8 protein-coding genes are annotated in these 21,695 nt (G+C 68.7%); all 8 read right to left on the bottom strand.

Going from position 1 to position 21,695, the window contains the following annotated elements; all coding sequences use genetic code 11:
- Nucleotides 1-11: 11 nt before the first annotated feature.
- The gene (locus QMX96_RS20555; RefSeq protein ID WP_104573033.1) at nt 12-1,694 is read right to left on the bottom strand and encodes a putative porin; all 1,683 of its coding nucleotides are present in this window, start codon (nt 1,692-1,694) and stop codon (nt 12-14) included.
- Nucleotides 1,695-1,747: 53 nt separating this feature from the next.
- Nucleotides 1,748-2,422, bottom strand: a complete 675-nt coding sequence (locus tag QMX96_RS20560; protein WP_240619904.1) for an energy transducer TonB — start codon at nt 2,420-2,422, stop codon at nt 1,748-1,750.
- Nucleotides 2,423-2,430: 8 nt separating this feature from the next.
- Complete coding sequence (locus QMX96_RS20565) at nt 2,431-2,856, bottom strand: biopolymer transporter ExbD (RefSeq protein ID WP_043860333.1); 426 nt, start codon at nt 2,854-2,856, stop codon at nt 2,431-2,433.
- 10 nt (nt 2,857-2,866) lie between these two features.
- Nucleotides 2,867-4,672, bottom strand: coding sequence for a MotA/TolQ/ExbB proton channel family protein (locus QMX96_RS20570; protein WP_282362309.1), 1,806 nt, complete (start codon nt 4,670-4,672; stop codon nt 2,867-2,869).
- A 30-nt stretch (nt 4,673-4,702) separates the two neighbouring features.
- The gene (locus tag QMX96_RS20575; protein WP_088515468.1) at nt 4,703-6,241 is read right to left on the bottom strand and encodes a ShlB/FhaC/HecB family hemolysin secretion/activation protein; all 1,539 of its coding nucleotides are present in this window, start codon (nt 6,239-6,241) and stop codon (nt 4,703-4,705) included.
- An 87-nt stretch (nt 6,242-6,328) separates the two neighbouring features.
- Complete coding sequence (locus QMX96_RS20580) at nt 6,329-6,946, bottom strand: transposase (protein WP_173925066.1); 618 nt, start codon at nt 6,944-6,946, stop codon at nt 6,329-6,331.
- 520 nt (nt 6,947-7,466) lie between these two features.
- The gene (locus QMX96_RS20585; RefSeq protein ID WP_282362310.1) at nt 7,467-20,099 is read right to left on the bottom strand and encodes a filamentous hemagglutinin family protein; all 12,633 of its coding nucleotides are present in this window, start codon (nt 20,097-20,099) and stop codon (nt 7,467-7,469) included.
- 205 nt (nt 20,100-20,304) lie between these two features.
- Nucleotides 20,305-21,447, bottom strand: a complete 1,143-nt coding sequence (locus QMX96_RS20590) for a substrate-binding domain-containing protein (protein WP_043860338.1) — start codon at nt 21,445-21,447, stop codon at nt 20,305-20,307.
- Between the last annotated feature and the right edge of the window lie 248 nt (nt 21,448-21,695).

Genomic DNA, 21,695 nt, shown 5'->3' on the forward strand with positions numbered 1-21,695 from the left:
GTGCGCGCCTGCTAGAAGCGCGTGTTGACTTCAAGTTGTAGCACATCGATATCGAACGGCGCGCCGTAGACCGCCTCGGTACTCATCCAGCGCGCCGTGGCGTACACGTTCTGGTCCAGGCCGTAGTTGGCACCGAGGATGTAGCCCTTGGCGTTGGTGCCGCCCAGGTGGAACGAGGAATCGTTGAAGCCGTCGGGCAAGGCATCGGGCTGGATGTGCTTGTAGCCGGCGAACAGGTTCCAGTCGCCCTGCTTTTTCAGCTCCAGCGCGTTGCCCAGGGTGAACTGCACCATCCACGCATTGGCACCGCTCTTGATGTTGCCGTCGCTGTCGAGGTTGTTGGCCAACTGGCCGGCCGAACGCTTGCGCATCTCGCCTTCGTCGTAGGCCAGGTTGTGGATGTAGTTGGCCTGGCTGCGCAGTTTGAAGTCGTGCGGCAGCTCGGTGTCCCACACCGCGTTCAGGTCCAGCAGGTTGAACTCCGATGCCAGCCCCACGAACTGCGGCTGCGGGGTGGCGGCCGGGTTGGCCGGGTTGGGCGTGATGTCGCGCAGCAGGAACAGCGTGTTGCCCTTCTGCATGAAGGTCGGGCGGCTGCCGTCACTGTCGCAGCCAGGGTCGCCGTTCCACGGCTCGCATGCCCCGGAGCGCTCGCCGGCAATGTCGTCGAAGCGGTAGTAGGCCAGCGCGCCCTTGAGCCGGTTGCTGTCGTTGATCTGCCAGTTGGCGCCCAGCTGCGCGCCGTACAGCCACTTGTTGTCGCTGCTCTCCTTGTCCAGCCCGTTGCTGCTGGCGGTGTCGGCGCTGTACTCCACCGGGAACGCGCCGAGGGTCCCGAACAGGCTCAGGCTGTCGCTCAGCGGCTGGTTGAACAGGGCCGCCACGCCGTCGAAGTTGAGGTCGTTGGAATACAGCATGTCGGTGGACATGAACGGGTTGGCGATACGCCCGCCGGTCAGGGTCACGCGCTCGCTGGCCACCCAGCTCAGGTAGCCCTGGTCGAGCCACAGGTCCTTCTTGCCGAACCCGCCGCCCAGGGTCTGGGTGGTGGACACCGGGCCGTTGTCGCTGCCGGTGCCGATGCGGATACCCGCCGTCCAGCTCGGCGACAGCACCGCCTTCAGGCCCAGGCGCGCGCGCAGGCGCAGCAGGTTCTCGCGGTCTTCGCGGGTATTGAGCAGCGGCGGCAGGTTGCGCCCGTTGTTGGGGTTGACGTCGTAGGGCCCGTCGGCGTTGAGCTTGGCGAAATCGATGATCTCGTTGCTGTTGTTGCCCGAAAAGTAGCGCGACTCGTCGCGCAGGCGCACGTCGCCATCGAAGCTGATGCGCGAGGCCCAGTCGGGGAAGGTGTTGGGCGCGGCCCAGTTCTCCTGCCTGGCCTGGGCCATCACCTCGGCCTTGACCTCGTCGCGGATCTGGTCGCGCACGATGGCCGGCACATACTGCACGCGCACCTCGCCATTGGCCGCCGGCACCGCCGCCACGCTGGCGCGGGCCTGCACCGCCTCGCTTTCGGCCTGGTCGATCAGGGCCTGGGCCTGGTCCTGCTTGAGCACACCCTGCTGCACCAGCAGGCGGATCAGGTTGATCGTCGCGTTCTGCGACGGCGCCGGGGTCTGCGCCACGGCCGGACCGACCGCCGCGGCGACCACCAGGCCGACTGCCAGGGTCAATCGGTTCACTGAGCACATCATGGATTTACCGCTCCTGTTGGTAAGTCGTGCGTCGTAGGGATCGGGCGCCGGGTTCATCCGCGGCGCCCCTGCAAGGCGATGCGCACCGGCAGGGTCAGGCTCGCCGGCGGGCGCTGGGTCATGGCCGGGGCGGCGCGCAATGCGGCCAGCACCTGGGCGTCCACCGCGGCATCGCCGCTGGAGCGCACCAGCTCGACGCGGGTCACCTCGCCGGTTTCGCTGAGCCAAACATCGCCCTGCAGGTTGAAGGTCAGGTTGCGCAGCTCGGGGTTGTCGCGCAGCAGGCGCTGGAAGGCATACGCCAGGAACTGGCCGTAGCTGCCGCTACCCAGCCCGCCACCGCCGCCGGCCATGCCGCCGCCCTTGCCGGCACCGATGTTGAAAGCGTCCCCGCCCGCCTGTGCATCGCCGTCGATCTGCATCGGGTTGGCCATGTCATCGGCCGGGCTCGGCGGCGCCTCCTCGGCCGGCTTGACCTCCTCGGCCTCGGGCACCGGCTGCGGCTCGACAATCTTCTCTTCCACGGGCGGCTCCGGTTCCTTGGGGGGCTCGGGGGGAGGCGGCGGTGGGGGTGGCGGCAGCGGAATGATCGCGGGGATCTTCGGTGCCTCGCGGCGCACCCCGCTCATGTCGTTGGCCCACTGCCACAGCAACCAGGCCAGGCCCGCGCCCACCAGTGCCACGACGCCCCACTTGAGCAGGCGCCGGCTATCGAACTTCTGGTTCATGGGCATCCTCAACCCTGGTTCGGCTTGCCGGTCACCAGCCCGACCTGGGCCAGCTCCAGCCGACGCAACAGGTCGAGCACCTCGACCACCTTCTGGTACTGCACCGCCGCGTCGCCGCGCACGATGATCGGGAAGTCCGGGCTGCGCGCCTTCTCGCTGCGCAGGCGCTCTTCCAGTTCGGCCAGGGTCACCGGGTAGGCGTCGAGAAACACCTGCCCGGCATCGTTGACCGAGATCGCCTTGGTCTTGGGCTGGGACAGCGACACCGAGGCACTGGCCTTGGGCAGCTGGATCTGGATGCCCGACACCTGCGCGGTGGCGGTGAGGATGAACATCACCAGCACCACCATCAGCACATCCACCAGCGGGGTGACGTTGATGCTGTCGACGGCCGCGTCGTCGTCATCGTCGTGGGAAGCATTCATGGCTGCCATGGCGCTCTCCTCAGGCCGGTACGGACGGGTGGGCAGCGTGGGCAGCACGCCGGTGGCTGGCCTCGCCGGCTTGGCCTTCGCCATGCAGCTCGGCCAGGCGCGTGATGAACTCGTCGACGAACACGCGCATGTCGGCGCTGACCTCCTTGTTGCGGGTGATCAGGCGGTTGTAGCCAAACAGCGCGGGGATCGCGACGAACAGGCCCATGGCGGTGGCCAGCAACGCCGCGGCCATGCCGGGGGCGATGGCGTTGATGTTCACGTCACCGGCCATCGCGGTGCCCAGGAACACCACCATGATCCCCAGCACGGTGCCCAGCAGGCCGATGTAAGGGCCGCCGGCAATCGCGTTGGACAGGCTCGACAGCTTCGAGCCCAGCGCCTGGTTCTCGCGGGTGCGCACCCCGTCCATGGAGCAGCGAATGGCCTCGATGGTGGCCGCCGACACCGCCGAGGTGTCGAAGCCCTGGGCGCGGCGGGTACGGATCTCCTTGACCGCCACCAGGTACAGGCGCCATAGCGACGAATGCGTCAGGCGCTCGCCCAGGGCGGTGTCGTCGGCGAACATCTCAAGGCGCGTGCCGATGTTGGCGAACTGCTCGCGAAACAGCCGGTTGGCCTGGCTGACGTGGTTGAGGGTGCGGTTCTTGCGCAGCATGATCACCCACGACTGCACCATCATCAGCACCAGCACCGCGATGATGATCCAGGCGTCCAGCGGCACCGCCTTGAGCAGAAAGCCCAGGCTGCCGAAACCGAAACCGGACTGCTCTTCATCCACCCCGTACACCACCAGGCGCGACTCGGCGCCCTGGGCCAGCGCGTCGGCCTGCAGCACCGGCACGGCGCGGGCGATGCGCGACAGGCGCAGCTCGTCCATCGCCCCCACGAACGGCACATAGGCGCCGGCCGGCTGACCCTCGGCCGGCGGCAGGTCGGCGCCGATGGCCAGGGTCGAATTGAACGCCGGCACCGCCGCGGTCAGGCTGGCGACCTGGCGCCCGTCCACCAGCAGGCTGAGCGTACCGCCCTCGCCCACCAGCGCCAGGTGTTGCCACTGGCCGGCATCGAGCACCTGGCCGGCAGCGCTGCGCAGGCCGTTGACCTCGACGAACGGCAGGCCCTGGCTCACACCCAGCAGCAGGCGGTTTTCGCCTTCATGGCGGGCCAGCAGCAACTGATCGCCCAGCAGCTGGTCCTGGCGTACCCAGGCGCTGAAGGTGAAGGCGGCGCCAGCCGGCAGTTGCAGCGACGGGCTGGGTGCCAGCAGCAGCGGCTGGCCGTTGAACTGGATGGCGCGACCGATGATGCCCTCGATGCTCGCCGCACTGCCCTGGGCCTGGTTGCCGTAGGGGCTGGCGTCACGCGGTGCGGCGCCGTCGAAGTGCATCAGCAGGGTGTAGTCGGCATCGAAGGCCGGTTGCGCATTGGCCGGCTGCGCCTTGGGGTTGCCGTAGTACATCCACAGGTCCTGGCGCTGGCCGCCCTGCACGTCCGGCACGTCGACCCAGATCAGCGCCATGCCCATCAGCGGGTCGAAGCTTTCGATCTGGTGGTTGAGCAAGGTCTTGTCGTCGCTGGCCACGAAGCGGATGTCCGCGCCGTTTTCATTGACCCCGTCAAAGCTGAAATTGCCGGTGTGCAGGCGTACCAGCAGTGCCGTGCGGCCCAGCGACTGGGTCAGCGCCGCGCCCTGGGGCGTGGTGTCGACGGAAATCTGCTTGCGGAACTGCCAGTCGTCCTGCCACCAGGCACTGGCGCTGCCCGGCAGGGCAAAGCCCAGGCAAATGAGCAGGGTCAAGATGAGGCGTTGCATGGAATGTCTCCAGGGTCGATGCCGATGGGGTCAGAAGGTTGCCTGTACGCTGAAGTGCAGACGCGAGTGGTTTTTCTCGGTGTTCGCGCCGTCCTTGAGCGGCAGGCCCCAGTCCAGGCTGCCGGACAGCCAGTCGTTGAGGGTGGCGCGGGTGCCCAGGCCGACGCTGGCCAGGCTGAAGTGGTCGTCCTGCTCGGGCAGCGGGTCCTGCAACGACAGCTGCGCGCCTTCGGCGAACACATAGAAGCGCCAGTCGCTGATGTAGCTGCCCACGTAGCGGCCCAGCGAGGGCGTGCGCAGTTCCTGGGAGAACAGCAGGCCGTCGTCGCCGGTGCGTTCGGCGGCCAGGTAGCCGCGCACCGAGGTGGCGCCGCCGGCAGCGAACTGTTCGTTGGACACCAGGGCCCCGGAGGCCAGTTGAAAGCCCAGCTTGGTTGCGCTCTGCCAGTCGCCGGCAAACGTGAAGGTGTAGTTCGCATCGCCCTTGAGCGCGGCGAAACTGGAGTCGGCGCGGTAGCGCTTGTAGTCGAAGGCCTCGTCGTCGCTGCCGTAGCCGAACAGCCGGCGTGTGCCGGCCACCAGGCTCAGGCCCAGCCCCAGCTGCGAGGCTTCGGTATAGCGAAAGCCGTTGTAGGCCAGGGTGATCGGTGCGTACTTGAGCGGCACGGTATCGCGCTCGCCGCCCAGTTCGACCTGCTCGTCGAAGTCCTTGAAGTCGATGCCCACGGAAAACGAGTTGGCCCAGTTGCCGTCCGGCACCAGTGAGTAGATCGCCGACAGCCCGTAGGAATGGCCCTTGCCCAGCACGTTGCTGCCGCCCACGGTGGCCACACTGCTGTCGGACTTGTAGCCGCTGGCCTGCAGGGTCCAGCGCGGGTTCAGGGGCGCGCTGTATGAACCGGACCACACCTGCGCGTTGTCGGTGTCCTGGGGGGCGGTGAACCAGGTCAGCGACACGCTGTGACCCAGTTGCCAGAGGTTGTTGTAGCCCACGGTGGCCACGCTGCGCAGCTTTCTGGTGTCGGCGCTGTAGTCGTTGTTCAGGCCGATGCTGGCGTGCCAGGGCTGCTTGTCTTCGACCTGCAGGTCGACGTCCAGGGTGCCGGGGCGCTGGCCTTCGCGCACCAGTGGCATCACCTGGCGCCCGGGGCCGCGGTTGAGTGCGGCCAGTTCGCCCTGGACCTTGGCAAAGTCCGGCACCTGGCCCTCGCTCAGGGCCGGCACCTGCTCGCGGATCTCCACGGGCGAGTAATGCCTGGCGCCGACCACTCGTACCCGGCCGACCCTGGTTTCGCTGACCTGCAGGTACACCACGCCGCCTTCGACCTGCTGCTCGGGCAGCTCGACGAACACCGACTGATAGCCCAGCGCCTGATAGCGTTTCTGCAGGGCCTCGCGGGCGCCTTCCAGATCCACCAGGGTCTTCTGCGGGCCGAGGTAGGGGTACACCGCCTCCTCGATGGCGCGGGCATCGAGCACCGTGTTGCCGCGCACCACGTACTCGTTGATATCGACGCGACGCTCGGCCTGTTCGGCGCTTGCGTGGTGGGTTCCCAGGGCCAGCAGCATCACTGCGCCGGCTCGCCACCCGTTGAAAAACAAATGCTCCACACCGCCCCCTCGTTCAAGGAAATCCGTCTGGCCCAGGGCCGTGTCTTATGAATGGTTGTCTGCGCCGCCGTGACCGGCGTGGCGGGCCAGCCAGCTGTGCAGCTGGGCCAGGTTGAGGCTGAACTCGGGCATCTGCGCCAGGCCCGCGTTGCACACCTCGTTGACGATCGACTGCAGCAGGCGCGTGGCCTGCTGGCAGGCCAGCAGTGCGTTGAGGTCGTGGCTGAACAGGTTGAAGCTCCACACCCGCGACTTGAGTTCCAGGCCCACGAACCAGCGGAACAGCAGGTTGTAGTTGAGCTGTTCGTAGAGTTGTTTTTCGCTGGGGACCGAATACAGCAGCTGCAACAGCAGCAGGTGCATCAGGGTGTGCGGGGCGATGCTCATCGCGTTGCGCCGGGCCAGGTCGGCCAGCTCCTGCGCGTGCGCGGCCAGCAGTTCCTCGACCCTGGGCTTGAGCATCACCAGCGAATGGCCTGGCGGGATGCAGCTGGAGACTTCCTTGAGCGCGCTTTGCCAGTCGTCCTGGGACACGATCCACACCCAGGGTGCGCCGTAGCGGTACACCGACACCGGTTGCTTGCGCGCGGCTTCGACGATCTTCGCCAGGCGTTGATCGAGTTCCTGCATTCCGACTTTTGCGTAGCGTTCCATGGTTCCCATCGCTCCACTCCCTTCGTCCCTGTGCGGCTGCGCAGTGACTGCACATACCCATGACGGGGGTGGCGCTTTGCTACCGAACTTTTGTCACCAAAGCTTCATGAAGAAAAAGGTGGGGAGTGGGGAGGTGCATGCCTTGGGGAATGCATCTGGGCAGCCAGGTGCATGCATTGGGGGCTCCAGCGCCCTCAAGATCGAGCGCCGCCCACGCGGCGCATCGCGGCGCAAGGCCGCTCCCACATTTGTTGCAACGCGCCATGGCCTGTGGGATAGGCGTTGTCAGCCTTGGTGGTCCGACGGCAGGCTGCGGTAGGACCACCCGCTATTTGCCAATTCATCGCAAAAAAATCGACTAGCGCACCAGCATCGCCAAGATCTGTCGCCAAACAAACAAGGCTGACAACGCCGATCTCGCAGGCCATGGCGCGTTGCAACAAATGTGGGAGCGGCCTTGCGCCGCGATGCGCCGCGTGGGCGGCGCTCGATCTTGAGGGCGCCACAAAAGCATCGGCTAGCACATCCCCTACAGCACCAGATTCCCCCGCTCCTCCTCCGTCAACCGCCCCCGCGCCTGCTCATCCAGCGCCCCGGCCCCCAGCACCTGCACCGGGCTCTGCGGGTTGTACTGCGGCCCCAGGCTCGCGCCCTCCTTGCCCGGCACCAGGCGCTCGGTACCAAACCCCAGCACCTGCACGGTGATCACCGACGGCTGACGCTGGCGGGCCGCGGCCTGCTGCTGGCGCACCGCATCTTCGGCGGCCTGGGTCGCCGACGACGCCGCCGCACTCGCCGACGAGATCGCGCCGGTGTTCACCGCCGCCACCACCGGCATGCCCTTGGCATCACCCTGCACCTGGATGTTGGCCGCGTTCACCACCTGCAACGCGGCAATGTTGACGTTGCCCGACACCCGGATGCCCGCCTCCCCCGCATCGATGGTGCCCAGCGGCGCAATCAGGTCGATGTCTCCCGGCGGCACTTCCACCACCGGCGCCAGGGTGGCGATACCCGCACCGGTACTCGGCACCGTGGGCGACAGGCTGCTGTTGCCCCAGGTGTCGTACAGCCGGCGCGGCGGGGTGTAGACCACCGTGGTCTTGGAACCACGCCCGGCGTTGATGTCGCCCTCGGCCGACCAGCCCAGAATCGACCCGCCAAAGGTGGTCATGATGCGGCTCTGCCCCAGCAGGATGCTGCCACGCGCGTACAGCTGGATATCGCCGTTGCCCTGGGTGATCACCCCGGCGCCGGCCGGCGGCGCCTCGCCCTCCACGCCGAACACCTGCTGGCCACCGGGGGTGAGCATCTGGATCGCGCCCCCCACCTGGGTACGCACCCCGGCCCCGCCGAACATCAGGATGTCGCCGTCGTAGCGGATCGGGTTGCCGGCCACGTCCTGCTCGGGGAACAGCGCCGCGATCGCATTGCGCCCGCGCAGGTAGCTGCCCTGACGCGGCCCGCCCACGGTGTTGTACTCCAGGCCGCCGGCACGCAGCTCGGCAAAGTACACCTGGCGCGCAAACACCGCCTGCTCGGTCGCCGGCAGGCTGGCGAACCGCGCCCGCGCCTGGGCCGCATCGCCCTCGAAGGCGTAGCGCTCGGCCAGCCATTGACGCAACTCCTCGGCGTAGGTCTTGGCCACCTTGCCCGGCTGCGCCGCCAGGCTCTGGTTGCTGTCGGCAAGGTTGGCCGGGTTCAGGTACAGCTCGGCAAAGCGCGCATACCCTGGCCCCTGGGCGCCCACGCCGGCCTGCAACACCAGGCTTGCGCCGGGGCGGTTGTCGCCGGTGACGATGGCGCCCAGGCTGGTGATGGCCGCGCGGTCCTCCTGGCGCAGGTCACGCCCGGCACTGACGATGAGCGTGCCGGGGCCGGCCACGTTCAGGCCACTGAACAGGATGTCGCGCCCAGCCACCACCTGCGAATGATCGGTGGCGTGGTTGTGCACGAACAGGTTGCCGCTGGACAGCGCCAGCGCACCGACGATGTCCGACATCATCGCCGGCACGTAGGTGGTCTCGCCAAGGCCGGTACCGCTGTACACGATGTCGCGCCCCGCCATCATCCACATCGGTGCGGCACCCTCGTACCAGACGGCCCCATTGCGCGCATTGCCGAAGTTCAGGACCTCGCCCGAGCGCACCCCCACCAGGTCGCCGCTCACGGCGTAGATGCGCGCCGGCTGCAACTGCCCGTAGGCATTGGCGGTGCTGGTGCTGCCAAAGGCGAACAGCGGGAAGCGACCCGCTTCCAGGTCTGCCGCAATCCCGTCTGGCCTCTGGTTGCTGACGCTGTGGCCGTTGTAGCTGCCGATGAAACCCGGGTTGAACGGCGTGGCCAGGGCCGACGGTGCGGCGCCGGACTGGTTGATCGCATAGCCACCGGCGTAGATCGAACCCTGCGCCACCAGCTGCAATTGGGCATTGGCCGAAGGTGCCAGCAGCAATGAGTAGCCACTCGCGCCCTGCAGCCGGTTCTTCTCCCGGTACTGCGCGGAGTTCCCGTAGTACAGGTTGCCGGAGGCCGCCACCGCACGCAGGATCGACGGGTAGACAAAGCGCCCGTCGGTGGGCGAGGTATCCAGGCCGGACAGCGCATCACCGCTGACCGGCTGGGTCAATTCGATCAGTTGGGTGCTGGGGGTCAGGTCACCGCCCGCCGAGAACAGGTCGATGGCAGTGTTGGCCGTCCACAGGCTGAACCAGCTGTTGCCGCCCCCCGCCGCCGTGCCGAACGGCGTGGTGTTGAGCGTGGGCACACGGCCCGGGTCGGCCGCCGCCCCCAGCACCAGGTCGCCCCGGGTGCTCAGTTGCACCGTGGCGTCGCCGGGCACCACCACCAGGCCGCCTTTGGCGCTGGCCAGGGTGGCCTGGAACGGGTCGTAGGCGCGGGTTTCGTGGCTGTCCTGCTGTATCCCGAGCGCGCCGTAGGCACGGTCGATACCGCCCAGGGCCGCTGCCGACACCTGCAGGTTGCCGCGCAGGTTGACCAGGGTACCCTGCAGGTCATGGGCGGCCACGCCCAGTACATCGGCGTTGTCGCCACGCCCCAGGGCCGCCTGGGTCGGGTTGACGGCGCCGCCGACCTTCAGGTTCAGGTCGCCGCCACCGCCCAGCGTCAGGCTGCCATCGCGGCCCACGCGGCCGGTGCTGCCCACTGCCAGCTGCAGGGCCTGGGTACGTGCGCTGTCGTCCCACTGCGTGCGGTACTGGTCAGCGGTATTGCCGATCACATCGAGGGTGCCGGCCTGCCCGCCCACCGTGACATCGAGGTTGCCCCCGCCCAGGGTGCCGAAGCCGGTGAAGCCGGCCACCACACTGTTGCGCTGGTAGCGCACATAGGTGCCGAAGTTGATCCACCAGGCCGTGGGTATCTGCTCGTCTGCCGCCAGCGCGTTGCCACTGCCCTGGCGCCACAGCCAGTTGCCGACCTGTGCAGTGGGCAACTGGTAGGCCAGGCGGGTCAGGCTGCCATATTCGCGGCTGAGGGAGTTGCCCGTCAGGTTGCCCCCCACCGTCAACAGCAGGTTGCCACCCTGCTCCGGGTACCAGGCCTGGTACAGGCTCTGCGCGCCGCCATCGACCAGCGCCTCGTAGCCGCCGAGAAACTCCGGCAGCACCTGCCCGTCATTGGCCTGCCCGCGTGCCAGTTGATAGGCGGCGGGCACCGGGGTCGCCGTACCGGCGGTGTACACACCGAACAGCGTGGTCATGTCCAGGTTGCCGGCGGCGATCAGGTCCAGGTCACCGGTACCGGTACGCAGCACGCTGTAACGCGAGGCGCCGCCGGGCACCGTGTCGTGCTCGGTGTTGCCCGGCGCGGTCATCACGCACCAGGTGGGGAACTCATCGCAAAGGGTGGGGTAGCCAATCGCATCGAAGTCGATCAGATCGCCCGGCCTGGCATCTGCGCCAAACCCGTCGATGCCTTCCTGGGTCCAGGCCAGGCCACCGCCGGCGGCCGGTGCCCTGGCGCACCAGGTGGGGAACTCGTCGCACAGCGTGGGGTAGCCGATGGCGTCGAAATCGATCAGGTCACCGGGCCTGGCGTCCACGCCAAAGCCGTCGATGCCTTCCTGGGTCCACACCAGGCCGCCGCCGGCAGCCGGTGCCCGGGCGCACCAGGTGGGGAACTCGTCGCACAGCGTGGGGTAGCCGATGGCATCGAAGTCGATCGGGTCGCCGGGCTTGGCGTCCACACCAAACCCGTCGATGCCTTCCTGGGTCCACACCCAGCCGGCACTGGCGCCTACCGCCAGCATGCCCACGTGGTGGTCGGCCAGGCGCAGGCGCCCGCTGGCGTTCGGGTCGGTCAGGCGCGGGTCGGCCGCCGTGGTATCGGCACCGGCCACCACGCGCAGGTTCCACGACTGCGAACCGGCCGGCAGCATGCTGGCGACCGCCCAGTTGGTGCCCTTGCCCTCGCTGCGCAGCGCCACCGAGCCCACGCCCCCCAGCTTGATATCGGTGCGCGGCGGAATGATCGCGCCGCGTTGCAGCACCAGGTTGCCCGCCAGCAGCACCAGGTCATCGGCGCCACCGTTCAGCAGGTGGCCCGGATCGGACGGCAGTGCCACGCCTTTTGGCCAGGTCATGGCCGTGACGGGCGTGTTGACCACCAGCCGCGTGCCGGCGCCCAGTTGCATGCCGGCCTCCAGGCGCAGCGGGGCCTCCAGGCGGGTGCCCGCCGCCAGTGCCTGGCTGCCGTCGGCGTTGTAGAGCGCCGCCGAGAGCACGGTGCCAGCCGGCAGCTCGATCGCGGCCGAAAGGGTTGCACGCACTGGCAGCACAGCGCCCGAGGCCAGCACGCGCGCCTGTATCGGCAGGTCGTAGTTGAGCACCTGGCCGGCCAGAAAACCGGTGCCCTCGTGCAGCTCGACCCCGCCGTTGGGCACCACCACCTGGGCGCCATAGGCCAGGCGCCCTTCCAGCAGCACCCAGCCGCCGTCGTCCTGGGTCTCGAGTGGCGGCGCAAAGCCGTCGTTGATGCTGCCCAGCACCTCCACGTCGCCACCGGCACGCAGGCTCAGGCTGCCGGCCTCGCCCGAGCCGTACACCGCGCCGGTCTTGTGCACGTTGGGGTTGAGGCTGGCATAGCGGTAGCGCGACAGGTCGAGGTCGCCGCTGACCACCAGGTCGCCGTCGGTGATCACTTCAAGCCCCGGGCGCAGGTGGAACTGCTGGGCGTAACCCTTGACCAGGCCGGCGAGCTTGCCATTGACCAGCGCCGTGTTGGCCAGGGCGCTGTCGATGAACTGCACGCTTTGCGCGTGGCGTGCGTCGAGGTAGGCCTGGTCGATCTGGACATAGGGCTTGCCGCTGACATGCGGGTCGACGCCCTGCGGGGCCGCATGATCGCGCGCCATGGCGAACAGGTCGATGCGCTGCGCACCAAGAATCGACAGCGCCTGCGAGGCGTCGATGGCGATGTCGCCATGGGTCGGGTCGTCGGCCCGCAGCCGCGGCGCATACAGCGCCAGGGTGCCGCGCTCGCGGCCATCGTGCTGGCCGGCGGCGCCGCCCAGTGGTGCGTCGGTGCCATGGCGCAGGTCGATACGCACGCCACGCGCCAGGGTCAGTTTCCCGGCACCGGCATTCAGCTCCACCGTGGCCCGGTTGGGGCTGTCGATGATCTTGCCGTAGCTGTCCACGCGCAGCACGCTGCCATGTGCATCGAGCACCGCGCCCTGGGCCAGGGTCAGGCCATTGCCGGCGGCCAGGCGAATGCTGCCGACACGCTCGCCGCTGGCATCGATCAGGCCGTTGACACGCAGATGGCCGTTGTCCAGCGACACCTGCACCTGGTTGGCGCGCACCCCGTTGCCGATCTGCAGGTCGCCCTGCTTGAACTGGAAGCGCCGGCTGCCATGCACGCCGCCGTCGTTCAGGCGCTGGTTGAGCGTGGCGAAGGCACTGCTCAGGTCACCGGCCAGCCCCTGGGCACGCAGGGTGAAACCCGCACCCGCGTAGGGCACCTGGGTGCCCCCGGCATCGTAGTGGCCGGAGCTTGCGCCCAGGAGGCGGCCTTGCAGGTCGACCTGGCCGGCACTGGCGTCCAGCGCCACCACCTCCAGGCTGCCGGCCTGATTGTGTTCGGCGTGCAGGTCGATGATCGAGCCGGCCGCCTGGTGGATGTTGCCGTGCTGGCTACGCAGGATCACGTCGCCGCCCCAGCTGTACTTGTCCAGGTCGTTGAGGCTGACCTTGCGCCCGGCCAGGTCCAGTTGCGCCGCCTGGCCCAGGCGCAGGTCGCCCTGGCTGTCGAGGGTCAGCTTGCCGCTGGGCAGTGCCACGCGGGTGTCGAGGTCGATGCGCTGCGCGCTGAACGACCATTCGGCGCCCAGCGCCCCGGCCTTGAGCTGCGCGTCGGCGGTGCTCGGCGCCGCCCCCGCGAGCATCTGCAGGGCACCGCCGACGCGCACCTGGTTGACCGAACCGGCTTCACCGGTCACCAGCGGGGTGCGCACCAGCAGGTTGCCGCCGCTGTAGCGGTAGCCTTCGCCGGTCACATACTCGCCGCGTGACTGATACACCGACAGGCTGCCGCGGTGGTTGGCAGTCAGGCGTTCGCTGGCCAGCAGCGCCACGTCGCTGAAGCCCAGCGCCAGGCGCTCGAACGCCGGCTGGCTGCTGCTCTGCGCCTGCGGGCCATACCCCAGTTCGATGCGCCGGGCTTCGATCTGCAGCCGCCCGCTGCCGGTGCCGGCACCGTTGCCGAGCAGGGCCGGCGCGGCCTGGGTGGCGCCACTCCAGATCAGGTTGCCGGTACGAATGCTGGCCACGTCAGTGGCCGCGCCATGCCCGTAGATCGCCGGGGTGCCCAGCACCAGGTTGCTCAGGCGCGACTTGCCGGTCGCCGGGTCGAGGGTGTCGAGCGCGGTGGTGCCGAAGAAGTTGAGGCTGTCCTGCACGGTCAGCGTCAAGGTTTCCAGGGCCGGCGCGCCACGGCGGGTATCGCCCTGCAGCAGGCGGTCGAGCACCTGCTGGTTGAGGGTCAGGCCGCTGGGCAGGTAGCCCGCCGCAGCGGCAGCGGCCAGGCTTTGCGCACTGCCGACGTTGATCGCGCCCACCGCCAGGGTCAGGTTGCGGGTGCCGAAGCGCACCTGGTCGTCGAGGCTGAAGCGGTTGTTGGTGGCGGCGGCAATGGTGCCTTCGGAATACAGCTCGGTCTGGCCGCTGCACCGCGTCAGGCAGCCGCCGATCAGGATGCTGCCCGGCCCGGTGATCGTCCCGCTGGGCGCTTGCGGCGCCAGCACGTCGACCCAGCCATTGGACACGATCAGCAGGCTGCTGTTGTGCGGGTTGTAGAGGTAGCCGTCGCGGCTGTCGTAGGCGGGTGCGCCCTGCCCGAGCGTATCGATGCTCGCGCCTTGCTCTATGTTGATGGCGCCGGCGATGCGCCCGGTAACCATCAGCACTTCGGCGGCCTTCAGGTGCGCGCCACCCTTGAGCACGATGCTGGTGCCCCTGGCATCACCGAACAGCAGCTGGTTGCCACCCTGCCCGTACACCCGCTGCCCGGCATGGCCGATGCGCAGGCTGCTGGCACCCAGGGCGTTGAGCTGCGACGCGGCAATGGCGGTTTCGCCGGCACCCGCTGTGGCGGGCGCGTTGTCGCCGTGGATCACCAGGGTGTCGCCGAACAGCACCGTGGCGATGCTGCCGTGGCCCTTGTCCGCCGGTTTGTTCAACAGCACGCCCTGCATGCTGAAGCCGGGCCGCGTGGTGTCGTTATGGCCCAGGTCCAGGGTCAGGCCCTTGGCATCGATGGGCAGCGCGGCACGCGGGATACCCAGGCGTGCGGCATCGTCGAGCAGGAACTGGCTGAAACTGGTTTCGTTGTACTGCGAGTACCGACGCAAGGTGTCGGCACCGGTCAGTATCAGGTGCTGCGACAGGGCATCGCCCAGCCCGCTGCCGGCGATCGAGCGCTTGCCGGTCAGGCCCCACGAGCCATTGCGCAGCGCCGTGGCACCTGCCTGCGGCGCGCCGACGCTGGCCTGGCCGTTGACCTCGACACGGTAGGCCCCCGGCAACAGCGCATAACTGGCCGGCAGCAAGGTGTAGGTGCCGGCGGGCAGGCCCGGTATCCCGGCGTCCAGGGTGATCTGCTGGCCCACCAACGGCATCGAACCCGATGGCTCGCCCGCCACCGCTTCGGGCGCCACGCTGGCCTGCACACCGGGCACGATGGCGTACACCGGGTTGTCCGCCAGGCCCGGCAGGCTGAAGCTGCCATCGGGGTTGTTGCGCACCAGCGGGTGATAGCGGGCATCGGTGGAGCCGCCGCGCCCGGAGATGAAGCCGGCGCCGCGCACATCGCCACCGCCGGACAGGTCGATTACCGCACCGGGTTCGACCGCGATGCTGCCACCGCCCAGGGTCACGTTGAGCCAGCCGTTGGGCAGGCTCTGGCCCAGCACCGTGCTGTTCAGCGACTGGCCGGCGAAGTTGTACACCAGGCCATCTACCGTGCCGCCATAAGGCATCACCAGGCCGGCGGCACTGACCGAAGTCAGGCTGCCAGGGCGCAAGGTCACTTCGCGGGTGCTGGCGGTGCCCAGTACCAGGGCGCCGAGGGGCGCGCGCAGCACGCCCTGCTGGTCGATGGTGTCGGCCTGTATCGACAGCGCGCCAAACAGCGAATAGGGCTGGGCAGGCGTGGCCGCGCTGCTGCGCGCAATCTTCACATGCTCGGCCTTGATCACTGCCACGGCATTGGTGCCAGGGTAGATCTGCGCCGCGCTCAGGGTCAGCGTGCCCGGCGCCACCAGCCGCGTGTCGTTACCGCCCAGTGTCTTGAGCAGGCGCAGATCGCCGCTGCTGTTCAGGCTGACCTGATGGAAGCCGCGTCGATCGATGCTCAGCGCTTCACTCACCCCCGTGCCGAACTTCAGGGTATTGCGTACGTCGATCAGCGCCGCATCCACCTGCAGCCTGGCCTGATCGGCTTGCGACGAAAGCGCGATACCGATCTGATTGTTGGTGAGGCCCGGCCCGGCCGGCGGCAGGCTGGTGTACCCGGCCAGACGCACATGCGCAGCCGACAGGCGCACCCGGGTATCGGCGCGAGCCCCTTCGGCCAGCCCCAGTGCACCGGCATACAGGTGCAGGCTGCGCGCCGGTTGCAGCGTCACGTCGTCGGTAAAGCTGATCACGCCGCGGCTGAACAGCGTCAGTGCATCGAACCCGCCCTGCGCCACCTGGGCCACGCTGAGGTGGCCATGGCCATGTTCCAGCTTACCGGCCTGGTTGGCGAAGGCTTCCCCGCGCGGGCTGATACGCAGCTCGCGCTGGCGGATGGCCTCGGCATAGGCCGGGGTGATCGGGTAGGTACCGCTCTCCAGCGCAAGGGTCAGGCTGCCGCCCGCCACGCCAGCGCCCCCCGCCGCTGCACGCAACTCGCCGTCCACGTACAGGCCATTGATCGAACTCAGGCTGATGCTGCCGCCCTGGCTGGCCAGCCGAGTCGCGCCAACCCCGGGTACATCGACGCTCATCTGGCTGCCGGACGCATCCAGTACAGCGCCGCGCTCGACCACCACGAACAGGTCGGGGGCCAGCGCGCCACCCAGGTTGGGGTCGAAGGTGCTGCCGATGACGATACTGCCGCCCTGGCGCAGCTCGCCATAGCGCTCGCCACGCGCGTCCACGGCGGTGACGGCACGGGCCGATACGTCGAGCAGCGCCCCGGCGCCGACCCGGATCGCCCGTTGATGCGGCTCGAACCGCACCGCACTGGTCAAGGCCTCCTGCACAACAGTGTCAGCCAGGGTGATCTGCCCGCCGTGTGCCACCAGGCTGCCGTCAACCTGCAGGCCACCGGGGCTTCGCAACGTGATGGACTGCCCGTCATCGACCTGGATACGGCTGCCGCTGGCTACCTGCAGCCAGCGTGACGCCACCTGCTGGGCCGACTGGTCCAACTCGCTGCCCGCCTGCAGCAGCAGGCTGGCACCGGCGCGCTGGGTCAGGACGCCCTTGGCGGCGTTCTCCAGGTACTGCGGTGGCGTCCACAGCTCCAGCGCCTCGGCCGCCGAACGGGCATCGCCACGCAGGCGATACACCGGCCGCGTCACCTGCACCTGGCTGTCGGCCGCCACCTCCAGGCGCTGGTTGCCCACCACCTCGTAGCGGGCAAAGCCCTTGGCAAAAAAATCGCTGCCCAGGTTCAGGCTGGCCGCCGGGGTGTCGGCGCCGATGCTCACGGTGTCGCCGCGCAGGGCCAGCGTGCCGGCGCCCGTGGTGCCGTACCCGCGCAGCTCGCCGCCCAGCAGCAACTGCCCACCGGCCCCGCCCGAGGTCAGGCTGGCCAGGCTCAGGTCGCCACCGGCACCCCCGCGCCAGCTGCCGTCGGGGGTGCGCGCCGCGCCGCTTTCCACACTCAGCACACTGCCCTGGCCCAGGCGAATGTCGCCGGTGCCACGCAGGGCCAGCGAACCGCCGTCCAGCCAGGCCGACAGGTCGGCGGGCTGCGCATTGACGCCGTCCTGGCGCCGGCCGCTGGCCTCCACGCGAACCCCGTCGGCCACCTCGATACGCGCGGCCAGGCCGGCATTGCCGACCCGCAGGCTGTCCGAGCCGCGTTGCAGGTTGCCCAGCAGCAGGTCGCCGCCGTGGCTGACCAGGTCGGCGTTTATCTGCACCTGTGGCGCCAGCAGGCTCAGGCCGGCGCCGTCGGCCAGGTTCAGCGCCTGCTCCAGGCGGATGCCCTCATACGCGGCCACCTGCAGGCCGCCAAGCTCGCGCAGGCGCTCGGCCTCCAGGCGCAGGACGCCTTCGCGCTCGGCCTCGACCGGGGCGTCGAGGGTCAGTGAGCCGCCCTGCACCTGCGAGCCGATCACCACCTGGTGCAGGTTGCCCGCGCCGGCGTTGAGCACGCTGCCCGTGGCGGTGGGCCGGTAGTCGCCAACGATCAGCTGCGCGCTGCGGGCCTGGCTCAGCTGGCTTTGCCGGTAGCCGTCGAGGCCGGCCTGCGGGGCCTGCAGCTGGTGGTCGCCCTTGAAGGCTTCGCCCAGGATCTCACCGCCCAGCTGCGCATTGGCGGTGCCGACCACCAGCCGCCCGGCATCGCGGCCAACGGTGTAGCCGTTCTCCAGGCGCTCGCGCGGGGCGATCAGCGGGCTGTAGAAGTAGCGGGTCTGGCCCCAGCGTGCGCTGTGCTGCTCGTAGCCCTTGTACACGCCCTGGTACAGGACGTCGCCAGGGGCACGCGAGAGGTTGTACAGGCGCCCGTCGGCGCCCTTGAGCCAGGTCTGCTTGAGGTAGCCGGTGGCCACGTCCAGCGTGCCGCCCGAGAGGTTGACCAGCGAGCCGGACTGGGTCACCAGGTCGCCCCCGGTGAAGCTCACCGTGCCGCCCTGGGCCAGCCACTCGCCCAGCCCGTGGCTGCGCGTGCCGAGGTAGCCGCCCACTTCCAGCAGGCCGCCGGCGGTGTACCAGCGCTCGCCCTCGTAGCCGTTGGTGCCGGCGGCCACGTGCACCAGCTCGCGGATGTCGACCCACACATCGGTGCTGTTGAGCGCGCCGCTGTCGCGGTTGCCCGCCGCGTCGCGCTGCTCGTTGCCCTGGATGTTGACCTTGATGCTGTTGCTGTCCATGGCCAGCTTGACCCCGACCGCGCCCGCCACGTCCAGCACCGCGCCGTCGCGCAGCAGGCTGCGCTGGCCGGCACTCACCGCCACCTGGCCGCCGGTGGCCAGGGTCAGCGAGCCGCCCTGGAAGTCCACCGTGCCGCCACTGACGATCTCCACCCGCGACAGGCTGCGGTCATCGGCCACCGCGCTGAGGTTGTCGAACGCGCCGTTGCGCTGGTTGACCTGCCCGCCCAGGTCCTTGCGCACCGCCTCGCGCTGGCTGTCCAGTGCGCTGCCGGGGTTGGCGTCGATGACGATGGCAGTGGTGCTGCCGGCGGCCAGGGTCACGTTGCCGGTGCGGTCGCTGGCCGCGTTGAGCAGGTGGATGGTGCCGCGGTTGTCGATCGAGCTGGTGGCCACGGCCACGCCCTGCTGGCGCACCTGATGCCCGGTCAGGGTGATGTCGCCCTGGCTGGCCTGGATCAGCCCGCTGTTGCGCACCGTGCCGGCCGTGCTGCCGGCCTTCAGCGTGGTGGCCACCTCGTTGCCGCGGGTGGTGGAGTACGGGTTGCCCGCCGTGCCGACGCCCTTGCGGATGTAGAAGGTATCGCCCGCCGCCAGGGTCGCCTGGCCCTTGGCGTTGATCAACCGGCCGGCGTTCTCCACCTCGTGGCCCAGCAGCAGGGTGTAGCCGCCGCCCTGGGTGGAGCTGGCCGGGGCGTGGGTCTGGATCAGCGCGCCGCGCTCGACCATGACCTTGCCGGCGGCATCGGTGAAGGTCGGCTGGCTGCCCAGGCTGTCCACGTACAGGCCGCGCTCGGTGAACTGCTGGTCGCTGATGGTGGCGGCGGCCGCCGTCAGGTTGCGCACGTTGATCTGGCTGCTGCCGCTGAACACGATGCCGTTGCGGTTGACGATCATCAGCGTACCGTCGGCCTTGATCGTGCCCTGGATCTGGCTGGGCGCGACGCTGTTGCCGACGCGGTTGAGGAGGGCCCAGTTGGCGTCCTGCTGGAAGGTCAGCTGGGTGTCGCGGCCGACGTTGAAGGTTTCCCAGTTGAGAATCGCCTTGTCGGCCGTCTGCTTGATCGTCACCTGGGTGGTGCCGCCCTTCTGCGTCTGTACCGGAGCCTCGGCGTTGGTGAACAACGGCTTGCCATTGGCATCGAGCAGCGGGTTCAGGCCATTGCCGCCCAGGCCGTTGTGGATGCTCGAGGGCGCCGCCAGCGCGGCGGCGCGGCCGGCCGCCTGGGCAGCCTGTTGCGCGGCGATGGCGGCCACGGTGTTGTTGAGGTTTTGCAGCGAACGCTGCAACTGGGCATTGGCACGCTGCTGCTGGGCCAGCGGCGGTGGCAGCCCCGGCAACTGCACCGCACCGCCCTGCCCGCCCGTACCGCCGGCCTGCGGCGCGCTGCCCTTGGCCGCGAACCAGGCCGAACTGAACGCCGCAGGCGCCGCCTGCACGCTGCCGGCCAGGGCCAGCAGCGCAATCACCTGGGCCAGCGGCTTGAGCCGCAGCAGGGGCATATCGGCCTGACGGTGGGTACGGTGGGAGGGCGAAGCAGCAGTGCCAAGGCGCATTGCAATCAATCCTTTTCTGGTCCATCGCGGTAATGGGGTGCCACACGCCGGTGCGGCCGGTGACCTATGACATAGGCGGTTGCACGGGCGGCAGACCGAACCTTTGTCACGCAAAGTTCATGTGATCGGTGGCGTTCTGAAACGCAAAAGCCGGTAACGGCGCGAGCCGTTACCGACGGGGTACAGCGACAGGCGTCGGCGCGGCTTAGGCCGGGCGACCCTGGGTGTTGCACACGCTGAGGTTGTTCACGCCCAGTGCGCCGGACTGGTTGGCGAACTGCAGGCGAACGGCGTTTTTCCAGGCTGGGCTCAACGGGATCAGCTTCTGCGCGATGATGGCCGCATCGTTGTTGGTGGTGGCGCCGTAATGACGGTTCAGGAAGGCGACGACGGCGGTGCCGTCTGCGGCGTCCTTGTAGCACTGACCGAAGATCAGGTTGGTGTAGGCAACGATGGAGTAGCCGGTGGCCGGGTTGGCCAGCACCGGGGCCCAGTTCTGCGGAATCGCGCGTGCGGCGGCGGTGGCCGGTGGCGCGGCGTTGGCCAGTGCAGTCTGCACGTTGCCGACGGTTGGCAGCAGGTTGTTGACGCGGGCGACCTTGGCGTTGTTGGTGGCATCCACGTCTTCAGGGCCTACATAGCCGATGGCGTCTTCGGTGCCGTACACCGAGGTCACGATATCGCCGCTCAGGGCAACACCCTGGAACGTGGCAGGCTCTGCACCGACCTGAGCGGTGGTGAAGGTGCTGCTGACGCCGAACTGGGTCGGGCACTGGCTGTTCAGGTGACGGGTGAAGATCTCGGAGGTGCCGCTGCTGCCGCTGCGGTAGAACACCTTGATGGCCTTGTTCGGGTAGCTGGCGTCGATCTGGTTCCAGTTGCTGATCGAACCCGAGAAGATCCCGCACAGCTGGGCGCTGGTCAGGTTCAGGTCGTTGACGGCAGTGCCGTTGGCCAGCTTGAGGTTGTACGGGATGGTGACCGAGGTGGCTGCCGACGGAACCTGGATCAGCGGGCCCCACTTGTTGGCGACGTCGTTGCCGGCGCTGTTGTGGTCCAGGTTGTAGGTGTTGATTTCCGCATCGGAAAGGATCGAGTCGCTGCCTGCGAAATCGACGGTCACACCGGCGGGCTTGTTGATATCGGCGGCACGGTTGAACAGGAAAGCCGACTTGCCTTTACCGCTGCCAACACCGGTGTAGGTGTCGAAACCGGCGCCCAGTACGCCTGGGGTGGTGTACAGACCTTGTGGCAGGGTGGCACCGCCACCGACAACCGCTGCCATCGATTGAGCCGAAGCCAGTGCGGCAACAGCCAGCGAGGCTGCGATCATAGTGCGCTTAAACATGAAGAAGCTCCTTTCGTCGTGTTCGTACGTTGAGGTGAGTCGCGCTTGCATGTCACGGTGGCGTGGCGCAGCGCCTTGATCCAGAGGGCTTGCTGGCCGATCCACGAGGCTTAGGTTGGCAGTGCGCGGTGACAGTCAGAGGAAAAAACATCGGGAGCTTGGCGGGTAATTTCTCGGGTGTTTCGGGTGGCCTCATCGCGGGTCAAGCCCGCTCCCACACAGGTCAGTGTGGGAGCGGGCTTGACCCG

It is taken from the genome of Pseudomonas sp. PS01300 (assembly GCF_029960155.1).
GTDB lineage: Bacteria > Pseudomonadota > Gammaproteobacteria > Pseudomonadales > Pseudomonadaceae > Aquipseudomonas > Aquipseudomonas palmensis.